Source organism: Bacteroidota bacterium, assembly GCA_023957335.1.
Lineage (GTDB): Bacteria > Bacteroidota > Bacteroidia > NS11-12g > UBA955 > JALOAG01.
In genome coordinates this window covers 1-13,239 of the sequence record JAMLHC010000004.1, presented here as the reverse complement: position 1 = coordinate 13,239, position 13,239 = coordinate 1, and the positions used below count along the sequence as shown (strand labels likewise).

The 13,239-nt window shown below is 36.7% G+C and carries 10 protein-coding genes; 7 read left to right on the top strand and 3 right to left on the bottom strand.

The window, feature by feature from the left end; all coding sequences use genetic code 11:
- Nucleotides 1-36: 36 nt before the first annotated feature.
- Complete coding sequence (gene groL / locus M9892_08285) at nt 37-1,680, top strand: chaperonin GroEL (protein ID MCO5254344.1); 1,644 nt, start codon at nt 37-39, stop codon at nt 1,678-1,680.
- A gap of 60 nt (nt 1,681-1,740) precedes the next feature.
- Here groL and ppk1 read toward each other — a convergent pair whose 3' ends face one another.
- The 3 genes from ppk1 to M9892_08270 all read right to left on the bottom strand — a co-directional run bounded on the left by ppk1 (nt 1,741) and on the right by M9892_08270 (nt 5,242).
- Nucleotides 1,741-3,807, bottom strand: a complete 2,067-nt coding sequence (gene ppk1 / locus M9892_08280) for a polyphosphate kinase 1 (protein MCO5254343.1) — start codon at nt 3,805-3,807, stop codon at nt 1,741-1,743.
- Nucleotides 3,779-4,864 (bottom strand): hypothetical protein, encoded by a 1,086-nt coding sequence (locus tag M9892_08275; GenBank protein MCO5254342.1) that lies wholly within the window; start codon nt 4,862-4,864, stop codon nt 3,779-3,781. Before M9892_08275 ends, ppk1 begins: the two co-directional genes overlap by 29 nt.
- A 234-nt stretch (nt 4,865-5,098) precedes the next feature.
- Nucleotides 5,099-5,242 carry a hypothetical protein gene (locus tag M9892_08270; GenBank protein ID MCO5254341.1) on the bottom strand — a complete coding sequence of 48 codons (144 nt, stop codon included), beginning with the start codon at nt 5,240-5,242 and terminating at the stop codon, nt 5,099-5,101.
- Nucleotides 5,243-5,725: 483 nt separating this feature from the next.
- Here M9892_08270 and M9892_08265 point away from each other — a divergent pair, with 483 nt between their 5' ends.
- The 6 genes from M9892_08265 to M9892_08240 all read left to right on the top strand — a co-directional run.
- Nucleotides 5,726-5,914, top strand: a complete 189-nt coding sequence (locus M9892_08265; GenBank protein ID MCO5254340.1) for a helix-turn-helix transcriptional regulator — start codon at nt 5,726-5,728, stop codon at nt 5,912-5,914.
- On the top strand, nt 5,911-8,907 hold the full coding sequence (locus M9892_08260) for a type I restriction endonuclease subunit R (protein ID MCO5254339.1): 2,997 nt from the start codon (nt 5,911-5,913) through the stop codon (nt 8,905-8,907). Before M9892_08265 ends, M9892_08260 begins: the two co-directional genes overlap by 4 nt.
- Nucleotides 8,900-10,147: a restriction endonuclease subunit S gene (locus M9892_08255; GenBank protein ID MCO5254338.1), complete on the top strand. Its 1,248-nt coding sequence runs from the start codon at nt 8,900-8,902 to the stop codon at nt 10,145-10,147. The genes M9892_08260 and M9892_08255 overlap by 8 nt, the downstream gene beginning before the upstream one ends.
- Complete coding sequence (locus tag M9892_08250; GenBank protein MCO5254337.1) at nt 10,140-11,231, top strand: AAA family ATPase; 1,092 nt, start codon at nt 10,140-10,142, stop codon at nt 11,229-11,231. Before M9892_08255 ends, M9892_08250 begins: the two co-directional genes overlap by 8 nt.
- 5 nt (nt 11,232-11,236) lie before the next feature.
- A complete protein-coding gene (locus M9892_08245) occupies nt 11,237-12,889 on the top strand; it encodes a type I restriction-modification system subunit M (GenBank protein MCO5254336.1) in 1,653 nt (550 codons plus the stop codon).
- Between the two features lie 167 nt (nt 12,890-13,056).
- Nucleotides 13,057-13,239 (top strand): hypothetical protein (locus M9892_08240; protein MCO5254335.1); only part of this gene is annotated, 183 nt, incomplete at its 3' end.

Genomic DNA, 13,239 nt, shown 5'->3' with positions numbered 1-13,239 from the left:
CATATAAAATTTTAAAAATTAAAACATAGTAAAATCATGGCAAAAGAAATTAAATTTAACATAGATGCAAGAGACAGCCTCAAAAAAGGGGTGGACGAACTTGCAAACGCTGTCAAAGTAACCCTTGGACCCAAAGGTCGCAATGTAGTGATTGATAAAAAATTTGGTTCTCCTCAGATCACCAAAGACGGAGTAACTGTTGCAAAAGAAATAGAACTCAAAGACCCTGCTCAAAATATGGGCGCTCAAATGCTCAAGGAAGTAGCAAGTAAAACCGCTGATTTAGCGGGTGATGGTACTACAACAGCAACTGTTTTAGCCCAAGCTATTGTTACAACAGGTTTGAAAAATGTGGCTGCAGGTGCCAATCCGATTGATGTAAAAAGAGGAATCGACCAAGCCGTTGCTGCCGTTGTGGCTGAACTTAAAAGAATGTCCAAAGAAGTGGGTGATGACAATAACAAAATCAAACAAGTCGCAACAATTTCTGCTAACAACGACCACGAAATCGGGACTTTGATTGCAGAAGCAATGCAAAAAGTAGGTAAAGATGGTGTTATCACTGTTGAAGAAGCAAAAGGAACTGATACAACCGTTGATATTGTTGAAGGAATGCAATTTGACAGAGGTTATTTGTCTCCATACTTTGTTACCAATACAGACAAAATGGAAGCAGAACTTGAAGACGCCCTCATATTGATTTATGACAAGAAAATCTCCAGCATGAAAGACCTACTGCCCGTATTGGAAAAGGTTGTTCAAACAGGTAAACCTCTTGTAATTATCTCCGAAGAAGTAGAAGGTGAAGCCCTTGCTACATTGGTGGTAAACAAAATCAGAGGTTCTTTGAAAATTGCTGCTGTAAAAGCACCCGGTTTTGGTGACCGTAGAAAAGAAATGCTACAAGATATTGCTATACTTACCGGAGGTACTGTTATCAGCGAAGAACAAGGTAGAAAACTTGAAGATGCCTCTCTTGCCGACCTTGGTAAAGCAGAAAAAATCACAATTGACAAAGAACATACAACTATCGTAAACGGTGGTGGTACTAAAGAAAATATCGTAGGCAGAGTAAAACAAATTAAAGCCCAGATAGAAGCAACTACCAGTGATTATGACCGCGAGAAATTGCAGGAAAGACTTGCAAAACTTGCCGGTGGTGTGGCTGTTCTTTATATTGGCGCTGCTTCTGAAGTTGAAATGAAAGAGAAAAAAGACCGTGTAGATGATGCCCTTCATGCAACACGTGCTGCTGTGGAAGAAGGTATTGTGCCCGGTGGAGGAACTTCTTTTATACGCGCTATTGCTGCCCTTGAGAAATTAGTAGGCACAAACGATGACGAGACTACCGGTATTCAAATCATCAAAAGAGCTTTGGAAGAACCGCTAAGGCAGATTGTTGCCAATGCCGGACTAGAAAGTTCAATCATCGTACAAAAAGTGAAAGAAGGAAAAGATGATTTTGGTTTTAACGCTCGTACAGAAGAGTATGAAAACCTTATCAAGTCAGGTGTTATTGACCCCACTAAAGTTAGTCGTGTAGCACTAGAAAATGCTGCTTCTGTAGCCAGTATGATTTTGACTACTGAGTGCGCTTTGGTAGAAGCCGTTGACGAAAATGCAGCTGCAGCCGCTCCAATGGGTGGCGGAATGCCGGGCATGGGTGGAATGGGTTACTAAAATTAAAATTGTCGTTATGCAAAAGCCCTGCTCAACCGAGTGGGGCTTTTTTTTGAGTTACTATGTTGTACCCGAACTCATGAGTTTATAAATCTTTTCCTGCGACCGTACCTTAGGTTCAAACGGAATTCTGTATTCATTGTGGTTGTAGGCGTCAATGATGCGTGCTTTCACATTGTCTTGCCACTGAATTTCAAAAAAGGTGTTGAGTTCTATCTTGATGTCTTCGTCAAGAATAGGGGTAACCACTTCAATTCTATTGTCTAAGTTGCGTTGCATCAGGTCTGCACTTCCAAAATAGTATTCGGGACTGTTGTTGTTGCAGAATATATACAGCCGAGAATGTTCCAAAAACCTGTCCACTATGCTGATAACCTGAATATTGTCACTCAAACCTTTGACTTGTGGAACCAAACTGCAAATTCCCCTCACAATCATGTCTATTTTTACACCTTTTTGCGAAGCTTCGTACAGTTTTTCAATTAGAATCGGATCGGTTAGGTTGTTGAGTTTAAATCTAATCCATGCAGTTTTGCCTGCTTGTATATGCTGTATTTCCCTGTCAATTTTTGCCATAATAGACGAACGTGTGTTGTAAGGTGAAACCAGCAAATGTTGGAATTCGGGTTTGTATTCTTCGAATCTTTCAATGGCATTAAAAACGCTGTCCACCTCCGAAGTGATTCGTGTATCTTGCGTAAACAAAGAATGGTCAACATAGTATTTTGAAGTTACAGCGTTGTAATTGCCGGTTCCGATATGAACATAATGTTTACTGCTTCGACCTTCTTCTTGTCTGTAAACTATACAGATTTTTGAGTGTACTTTGAGCTTGTCATAACCATAAAAAACCGTTGCACCTGCTTCTATCAACTTTTTGCTCCAATAAATGTTGGACTCTTCGTCAAATCTTGCTTTGAGTTCCATCATCACAAACACTCTTTTTCCATTGTTGGCAGCATTGATCAGCGCATTGACCACATTGGAATATTCCGCCACACGATAAAGCGCAATCTTAATTTCACTCACATTGGGGTCAAGGGCAGATTCCTTAAGAAAACGGATGACATAATCAAAAGATTGGTAAGGATGTGTGAGTAGATAATCTTTCTTAGAAATTTTGTCAAAAAGATTACCGGCAGTCTCAAAGTCACGCACAGGAATTTGCTCGAATGGCTGATACAACATTGTCTCCATCCCGGAAGGAATAGGGAATTTCATCAAGTCTTTGAAGTTGTGATAGCGTTGTCCTGGAATTGTACTCTCCTTGGTTAGCCCTAATTTATTCAAAAAGAATTTGAGCATATCTCTGGGCATCTCCTTGTCATATATAAATCGAACCAATTCGCCCTGATTACGCAATTTTAAAGCTCTTTTGATTTTGTCGTATAAGCTTGCCGACACTGCCATTTCTATATCTAATTCCGCATCTCTGGTTATTTTGATAGTGTAGGCTTCGTATGTATCATAATCAAAAATGCTAAATATAGTTCTCAGGTTTGCCCTGATTACATCATCCAGAAAGAGGATATAGTGTTTGCTATCTTGGGAATGAAGCCAGTAAAAGCGTTCTTTGCTTCGGGTAGGGATCTCTACAATAGCGTACTGAACTTGTGCTGTATTGTGCTTGGTCATTTTAACACCGAGATAAATGGCAGAATCTTTCAGTGGTGGCGGTTCTTTGTTCTCATCCAACAAAACCGGAAACAAATGAGATAATATTTCATCTTTAAAATAACGCTTAACCTCATGTTCTTGTAGTGAATTAAGCCTTTTTTCGTCTATCCATATTATATTCTGGCGTTTGAATTCTTCAATTAAATCAAAGAAAATTTTGTCATAACGTTTTTGCAGACTCACAACCTCGCGCTGCACTGCTTGCAATGTCTTTTTGATCTCGTTCTTGTTACTTTCTGTATCAAAATCACCCTTTTTGACCAACAACATCCTACGGTTTGTTGCTACTCGCACTCTGAAAAATTCGTCCTGATTATTGGAAAAAATCCCCAAGAATCTAAGTCTTTCGAACAGTGGAACACTGAGATCTGCGGCTTCTTGCAATACCCTGGCATTAAAAGAGAGCCAACTGAGTTCTCTGTTAATTAACCTCTTTTCTCTTCTTTGCATAAATGAGTGTAAAAGAAATAGGGAAATGATTGCTGTATCCACCTATCCATTTGTCTTGGAAAAAATTATCATAGGGATGTCCCGTGTTTATCTTCTCTGGATGAAGCATCCAGTCAGGTGAGAATATGGAGTAAGAGCCTTTGAGGTATTGCCAACCGGCTATATTTCTATAAAGTGCTTTGCACAAAAGAACTTGGTCAAATTGATAGGGTATTCTGTCTTTGAAAAATGTGCCGGAAAGTGAATCACAAAATAAAGCCAAAGGAACCATTTTTTGGTATCTGAAAACGGCAGAATCGGGATGAGAAGTTTGTAATTGTAATGTCAGCATAGGGTTTTGCGGTGTCATACTCAAGGTTCCCAAAATCATCGTGTGCAACCCATCGGTCAGGGATTGTTTTTTAAGATACACAGACAATAGATTGAGTGCGTTCAACCGAAGCGCATAATAATTATCGGTGATGTGTTCAAAAGGGTTAGGAAAATCAATCAACACGATATCAAAGATATCCTTTTTGACTTTGAACTTAGCGTGCATTCCATCCACTATGGGTTTCTCCCATGGTTGTTTGGTTCCGGTCACAGAAAAAGAACTATCCCAAATATATTGGACCTTTTTGGTCTTATAGAGTATTGCGGTTCCCAACCCATCGCGCTTCTCACCTTTTGAGAAAATAAAACCGTATTTCATGTGCAATAAAGACGGAGCCATAATCAAATCTTTCACCACCTGCTCGTTTTCAACTCCCGAAATACCAATCAAGTCTGCACCCATGCTGTCGTGTAACGAACTGATTGCTTGTGCGGAATTATTGATTTTGGAGAAGTATTTTTCGGTATTCCACAGGTATTTCCCTGTGGGAATGTAGCTTGTGTCATCAACGTGAGAGTTTGCAAGTGTATCATAGAGATTATTGAGATTGTAGTATGAGATTCTCAACACATTTTTTTCTTTGATTTTTTGTGCGAACAAGTTCAAGGGTAATACAAAAACCATAAGAACGGATAACTTTACAATGCGCAAATACATGTGAGCAAAAGTATGAAACCTTTTCATATCAATGGCACAGAGGTGTCCTAATTTGAGGAGAAATATGTTTAGAAGAATTGGACTTTGTAATGGGTGCATATTCAAATACTAAACGGATACTTGGAGTAGTTTCAGTCCTTTTGTATTCATCAGCAATGGACTATTTCTACAGTTGATTATTAGTGATTTTACATTTAAGAATACTTCAATGCTGCTTGTTTGGAAACTACTTTATAATATCCCCATTTTGTGCTTATTACTCTATTTAGCTTTTACTGTTTGTTTGAGGACATCAATGAATAGTTTATTGTGCGGGTTCAAACGTGTGATTTTTGGAGTAGAAGTTTTGAGTTTCCATGCTTTTGTATTTTGAATAGCTAAAAAAATATCCGCAACATCTTTCATAGGATAGATATACAAATCCCGAAAACTTAAACAAGGTATATCCTATTGATTTTCAGGTGCAAGAGAAAATAGGGCGGTTTTGTTAGTGTATTTATTATTGATTGTATAATTTCGCATATTTAAGAGTTGTGTGCAAGCGTAAAAGACAACGACCCGACAGAAAATTGCGGACAGAAAAATAAAAAAAAGTAAACCATTTTGACAGGTGACCAAAGACAGAGAATCGATATTACAAACGGACAGCAATTAACCCGACACGCTGACCAACCCAATGTTTTTTATTTTTTTCCCACCGCACATTTTTTAAAAACAATTTTAGCCAGCCGTACGGTCAAGCACATTTAGTTTTTTCCAACGCAAAAGCCAATGCTAAAAAACCAAAAGAGCTTGCCTCTACCCACCCACGACAATATTGTGGACATTTACACTATTGGACAGTGTAATTTTACTATCTTTGACCTGTTAAAAATTAATAAGGCTTCAATGAACCGAATTAAAGAAGTACTTAAAGAAAAAGGCATTTCCCAAACTTGGCTTGCTAAGAAGTTGGACAAAAGTTACAACACAATTAACGAGTATTCTCGCAATGTGAGACAACCGAGCCTTGAAGATTTGTACAGAATTGCAAAAATTTTGGACGTTAACGCCAAAGATTTATTGAAAGAAGAATGAGCAAAGAAAATCAAATAGAACTAAACCTCATAGAACAACTAAAAGGGTTGAAATATAGCTACCGCCCTGACATAGTTGACAGGAAAACGCTTGAACAAAACTTCAAAGCAAAATTTGAAGAACTCAACCGTGTTCACTTATCAGATAATGAGTTTTTGAAACTTAGAGAGGAAATCATCAATTCAGATGTTTTCCTTGCGTCAAAAAAATTACGTGAAAGACAATACTTTCAACGTGAGGACGGAACGCCTTTGCATTATACTTTAGTAAATATCAAAGATTGGTGCAAAAATGACTTTGAAGTTATTAGTCAATTACGCATCAACACAGAAAACAGTCATCAACGCTACGACATCATTTTATTAATAAATGGATTGCCAGTGGTGCAAATCGAGTTGAAGAAACTTGATATTTCGCCAAGAAAAGCAATGCAACAAATTGTGGATTACAAAAACGAACCTGGCAACGGTTACGGAAATTCATTGCTTTGCTTTATGCAGTTGTTTATTGTGAGCAACAGAACAAACACATATTATTTTGCCAACAACAAAATACAACATTTTCAATTTAATGCAGACGAACAGTTTTTGCCGATTTACCAATTAGCAGACGAAACAAATAAGAAAATTACGCACCTAGATTTATTCGCTGAAAAGTTTCTGAGCAAGTGTACACTTGGTGAAATGATTAGCAAGTATATGGTTTTGGTTGAAAGCGAACAAAAATTGCTCGTAATGCGACCGTATCAGATTTATGCAGTAAAAGCGATTGAAGAATGTGTGAAACAAAACAGAGGAAACGGTTATATCTGGCATACAACAGGAAGCGGTAAAACTTTGACCTCTTTTAAAGCTTCTACCCTTTTAAAGGACAATCACGAAATTGAAAAATGTTTGTTTGTGGTTGACCGTAAAGACCTTGACCGACAAACCCGAGAGGAATTTAATAAATTTCAGGAAGGAAGTGTGGAAGAAAACACCAATACAGAAACTTTAGTAAGACGTTTGCTTTCCTCAGATTATGCCGACAAGGTGATTGTTACTACCATTCAAAAATTGGGCTTGGCATTAGATGGAACTTATAAAAAGAACTATAAAGAAAGATTAGAGCCACTAAGCAAAAAACGTGTGGTTTTCATCTTTGACGAGTGCCACCGTTCGCAATTTGGTGAGAATCACAAAGCGATTAAAGAGTTTTTCCCTAATGCTCAATTATTTGGTTTTACGGGTACACCTATTTTTGATGAAAACGCAACATACAGCATTAGAGAAGGAGAATATGCTTCGTACAAAACTACGGAGGACATTTTTCAACAAAGGCTACACTCTTATACTATTACCCACGCAATAGATGATAAAAACGTTTTACGTTTTCATATTGACTATTTCAAAGGAAATAAAAACCAAAAACCCGGAGAAGCAATTTCAAGACAGGCAGTAGTAGAAGCCATTTTGAACAAACACAATGCTGCGACAAATTCAAGAAAGTTCAATGCTGTTTTGGCAACGGCTTCAATCAATAATGCCATTGAGTACTATGAACTTTTCAAAGAATTACAAAAGAAAAAACAAAATGAAAATCCTGAATATGTTCCGCTAAACATTGCTTGTGTGTTTTCGCCACCCTCTCAACTCATTGCAAAACAAGGAGACCAACAAAGTCAAAAAAATGCAGCTGACATCAAGCAATTGCAGGAAGATTTAACACAAGAGCGTGAAGACAACAAGCAAAACCCAGAAGAAAAGAAAAAAGCACTTACTGGAATTATTGACGATTACAACAAGCAATTCAATACGAATCACAGCATCAACGAATTTGATTTGTACTATCAGGATGTTCAAAGAAGAATAAAAGACCAACAATACAGCAACAAAGATTATCCGCACGAAAACAAAATTGACATTACCATAGTGGTAGATATGTTGCTTACAGGTTTTGATAGCAAATACTTGAATACTTTGTATGTGGACAAAAATCTGAAATACCACGGATTGATTCAGGCATTTTCACGCACCAATCGTGTATTGAATGACACCAAGCCTTACGGTAACATTTTAGATTTTCGTTCTCAACAAGAAAGCGTAAATCAGGCGATTGCACTTTTCTCAGGAGAAGACAACGGCAAGGCAAGAGAAATTTGGTTGGTTGACCCTGCCCCTGTAATGATTGACAAATACAAAGAAGCCGTTGAGAAATTAGGGGTGTTTATGCAGGAGCATAATTTGGTGAACGAGCCACAAGAAGTTTATAATTTGAAAGGTGATGCAGCAAGAATAGCTTTTGTACAAAACTTTAAGGAAGTACAACGCCTCAAAACACAGCTTGACCAATACACAGATATAGACGAAGAGCAAAAAGCGAAAATTAAAGCCATTTTGCCTGATGATACCTTGCAAGAGTTCCGCAGTTCATATATTGAAACAGCAAAACAATTACGAGAGATACAGCAAAAGGAAGGTGAAAATGCTCCGCCCGAAATTCAACAACTCGATTTTGAATTTGTATTGTTTGCTTCTGCCGTGATTGATTATGACTACATAATGAATCTAATTGCAGACAGCACACAGAAGAAACCTGCCAAGCAAAAAATGACCAAATCACAAGTGATTAGCTTGTTGAAATCAAATTCTAATTTAATGGATGAGGAAGAAGATTTAACCGAGTACATCAATAGTTTGGATTGGGAGAGCGGACAAGATGTTGAAACGCTTCGCAAGGGTTATGACACTTTCAAAGACAATAAATACAATAAGGAAATAGCTTCTATTGCAAACAAACACGGCATTCAAACGGCAGACTTGAAAAAATTCATAGATAAGATAATGAGCCGAATGATTTTTGATGGTGAAAAACTCACTGACGTTTTAGCTCCATTGGATTTGAATTGGAAAGAACGCAGAGTAAGAGAATTGGCATTAATGGAAGATTTGGTGCCACAATTAAAAAAACTTGCCCAAGGGCGTAAAATTTCAGGACTAGCGGCTTATGAGTAAGAAGAAAAAACTAATACCCGAATTGCGTTTTCCTGAGTTCTCAGAAAATTGGGATATTATTTCTGTGTCGGATATGTGTGATGTGTACAGGGGTGGTACATTCTCCAAAGCTGATATGGATGAAAATGGCTCTGTTCCTTGTATTCATTATGGTGAGTTGTTCACAAGGTATAATGAAGTAATTTCTACTATTTATTCAAAAACAAATAAAAGGGACGGATTCAAAAGTAAAGTTGGAGATATTTTAATGCCGAGTTCTGATGTAACACCAGATGGATTAGCAAAAGCTTCAGCAATAATGCTTGATAATGTTGTTTTGGGTGGAGATATGAATATTCTCAGACCAAAAAAAAGTTTTAATTCAATTTTTCTAAGCTATTTACTAAATCATTCTAAAAAGGAAATTATTAAACTAGTTTCAGGAACAACTGTAAAGCACATTTATCCTAGTCAAATCATTACTTGTCAATTACCAATAGTCAATAACAAGTCTGAACAACAAAGAATCGCTTCCTGTCTTTTATCATTAGACGAGTTGATTGAAGGCAACAACCAAAAATTGGATTTACTCAAAGACCAAAAAAAAGGCTTGATGCAAAACCTTTTTCCGCAAGAAGGCGAGAAAGTGCCGAAGGTTCGATTTAAGGAGTTTGAAAAAGATGGAATTTGGGCAAAAAAGAGATTAGGTGACTTAGGGCATTTTTTAGGAGGTGGAACACCAAGCAGGTCGAATGATGATTACTGGACTGGAAATATCCCGTGGATTTCAAGTTCGGATATTAAGGAAGATGATATTCACAATATTTCTATATCTCAATACATAAATGAGAATGCAATTATTGAATCAGCAACTAAGATAATTCCTAAAGGAAGTATTCTATTTGTGTCAAGGGTTGGTGTAGGAAAATTGGCAATCAATAATGAAGAGCTTTGCACAAGCCAAGATTTTACAAGTTTCATTCCAGCAGGAGTTTTAAATTTATTTATTGCGTATTATTATTCAGCTAATAAAAATGCGTTGGAATCTTTAAGTCAAGGTACATCTATTAAAGGCTTTTCAAAAAGTGATTTGGAAGATTCTAAAATACTATATCCAAAGAATCCCAAAGAACAACAAAAAATCGCTTGGTGTCTTTCTTCTTTAGATGAACTTATCAAAGAACAGACTGAGAAAATAGAACAATTAAAACAACATAAAAAAGGATTGATGCAAGGTTTATTTCCGAAAATGAATGAATAAAATGAGTACTGTAATTGAAATAGCAAATGAGTTAAAGGACACGAAGGAAAACATCATCCTTATATATGCTTTTAACGCAACTGGAAAAACTCGGCTGTCGGTTGAGTACAAAAACATAACTAAAAATCCTAAAAACGGAGACCATATAGGTGTTTACTACAATGCATTCAGTGAAGACCTATTTGTTTGGGATAATGACAATGTGAAACTTGAAATTGAACCAAGTAATTTAAGTAAACTTCATTCTTCGATGACAGAAGAGGATGTGGAAAAAAAACTCATTCCCTATAAAAGGAAATACAACTTCTTTTTTAATCCAAGTAAAGACTTTGAAAAAGAGGGGTTTGCCTCTGTTACTTTTTACAAATTAGAAGACACCGAAAATAGAACCCCAATAAAAATTTCAAGAGGCGAAGAACGAATTTTTGTCTGGTGTTTCTTCTTGGCTCTTTTGGAGGTTGAAGGTTGGGCTGATACACAAAATGCTCATTTCTTCATTGACGACCCTGTTTCAAGTTTGGATGACCACAACATTTATGTTACAGCTTATACGGTGTTTGACGTGATTCTAAAAGAGTTTGAAAAACGTAAAATCATTATTACGTCACACCATTTTGGCTTTCTAACCATTTTGTCAGATATGTTGGGTAAAGGTGAGTATGCTGACAAATTTAGAAACAGAGACAAATCTAAAAAGTATCAGGAATTCATTCTTGAGGGCAACGGAGACGATTTGTCTCTTGTTAAAACAAAAAATGGAGTATTTCTATATCATTTAAGATTACTGCAAATTTTAAATCAAGCTGCCAAGTCCAAAAAAGTATATACATATCACTTTGCCCTTTTAAGGCAAGTGTTAGAAAATATAGCGTCTTTCCTTGGTGTTGGACAATTTGGTTATGTATTGGAGCAAATCGGCATTAAAGATAAAGAACGTGTAGCCTTTATAGTCAATGCACTATCGCATTTGAATGTATATTACCAACAAAACGACAAACCAGTACCTGACAACCTAGAGTTATTCAATGATATATTGGGTAGGTTAATGGATAAAGAAAAATTTGGTTTTAAAATTCCTAAATAAAAAGAATGACACAAAAAAATCAACATAAAAAATTAGGTGACACCCTTTGGGATATTGCCAATGATTTGAGAGGCGTTATGAATGCGGATGATTTCCGTGATTATATGCTTTCATTCCTCTTCCTCAGGTACTTGTCCTTCAACTATGAAGAAGCTGCAAAAAAGGAATTAGGTAAAGATTATCCGCCAAGTCCTTCTAAAGATTTAAGAGCAGATTTTTTAGTGCCACCGCCTTTGGAAATTTGGTACAAAAAAAATAAAGGCGACATTGATGAGTTTGAGGAACAGATGCGAAAAAAAGTGCATTATGTTATCAAGCCAAAATTCTTGTGGAGCAACATCACCGAATTAGCACGAACTCAAAACGGAGAATTATTAGAAACACTCCAAAAAGGATTTCGATATATAGAAGATGATTCGTTTGAAAGTTCTTTTAAAGGTTTGTTTTCTGAAATCAATTTGAATTCTGAAAAACTCGGTAAAACACCTAAAGAAAGAAATGATAAACTTTGTAAGATAATAACCAAAATAGCGGAAGGTATTGCTGATTTTTCTACTGATAACGATACGCTTGGTGATGCTTACGAATATTTGATTGGGAAATTTGCAGCAGGTTCAGGGAAAAAAGCAGGTGAATTTTATACGCCCCAACAAATTTCAACGATTCTGTCAAGAATTGTTCTGTTAGATTCTCAAGACCCAACAACTGGTTATAAGACCAAATTAAACAAGGTTTTGGATTTCACTTGTGGTTCGGGTTCTTTGCTCTTAAATGTAAGAACGCAACTAAAGAAAGCTAAAGGAAACATCGGCAAAATTTTTGGACAAGAAAAAAATATTACGACTTATAACCTTGCCCGAATGAATATGCTTTTACACGGTATGAAAGACACCGAGTTTGAGATATTCCACGGAGATACTTTGCTCAATCAATGGGATTTACTCAATGAAATGAATCCGAGCAAAAAAATCGAGTTTGATGCAATTGTAGCCAATCCACCATTTAGTTTACGTTGGGAGCCAACCGACACTTTAGCAGAAGATTTCCGATTCAAAGGTTACGGATTAGCACCAAAATCAGCAGCAGACTTTGCTTTTCTCTTACACGGCTTTCACTTTTTATCTAAAGAAGGAACTATGGCTATTATTCTGCCTCACGGAGTTCTCTTCCGAAGCGGTGTAGAAGCAAGAATCAGAGAAAAACTATTGAAAGAAAATTATATTGACACTGTAATTGGGTTGCCGTCAAATTTATTTTACTCGACAGGTATTCCCGTTTGCATTTTGGTATTGAAAAGATGCAAAAAACAAGATGACGTTTTATTCATCAACGCTAGTGAGCATTACGAAAAAGGTAAGCGACAGAATACACTACGAGAAGGGAAAAATGGCGGTCCTGATGATATTCAAAAAATCATAGAAACGTATCAATTTAGACCAAAACACATTGAAAGATATGCTCGCAGAGTTTCAATGGACGAAATCAAAAAGAACGACTTCAATTTGAACATTTCAAGATATGTGAGTACTTCAGAAGATGAAGTTCAAATTGACTTGGAAGATGTAAATACTAAATTGACAGAAATAAATAAAAGCATAAAAGTAAACAAAGAAAAACACAACGAATATTTGAAAGAGTTAGGATTGAAACCGATTTAATTTAATGCCAACGCTATTTGCAAGCACATTGCCAAAGCCCCACAAGCCAACCCGCAAGGCAAAGCTTTGTCAAAGAGCTTGCAAAGCCAACGCAAGAAAAATTGTTTTTAAAAAATTTCCAACGCTTCAAAAAAAATAAAAAACACAACGCACAGCCGACACAGACAATGACACGAAAACCCAATAATGACAATGGTTTACAAGGACGGTGGACAAGAACACCAGCACCTAACAGCACCTATAAGAAATTGGCGGTTCAGTGGGTAAATGAAGTTCAGTTTTTCAATCAAACTTTCGTGCAGATGGACAGTTTTGCGCTTCGAAATCGCCAACTTCTTATAGCTGCAAAA

Coding starts and splice junctions, on each gene's coding strand:
- ppk1 (MCO5254343.1), bottom strand. CDS start 3,807: ATGCAAAGAAGAGAAAAGAGGTTAATTAACAGAGAACTCAGTTGGCTC.
- M9892_08255 (MCO5254338.1), top strand. CDS start 8,900: ATGAGTAAGAAGAAAAAACTAATACCCGAATTGCGTTTTCCTGAGTTC.
- groL (MCO5254344.1), top strand. CDS start 37: ATGGCAAAAGAAATTAAATTTAACATAGATGCAAGAGACAGCCTCAAA.
- M9892_08265 (MCO5254340.1), top strand. CDS start 5,726: ATGAACCGAATTAAAGAAGTACTTAAAGAAAAAGGCATTTCCCAAACT.
- M9892_08245 (MCO5254336.1), top strand. CDS start 11,237: ATGACACAAAAAAATCAACATAAAAAATTAGGTGACACCCTTTGGGAT.
- M9892_08275 (MCO5254342.1), bottom strand. CDS start 4,864: ATGAAAAGGTTTCATACTTTTGCTCACATGTATTTGCGCATTGTAAAG.
- M9892_08270 (MCO5254341.1), bottom strand. CDS start 5,242: ATGAAAGATGTTGCGGATATTTTTTTAGCTATTCAAAATACAAAAGCA.
- M9892_08260 (MCO5254339.1), top strand. CDS start 5,911: ATGAGCAAAGAAAATCAAATAGAACTAAACCTCATAGAACAACTAAAA.
- M9892_08250 (MCO5254337.1), top strand. CDS start 10,140: ATGAATAAAATGAGTACTGTAATTGAAATAGCAAATGAGTTAAAGGAC.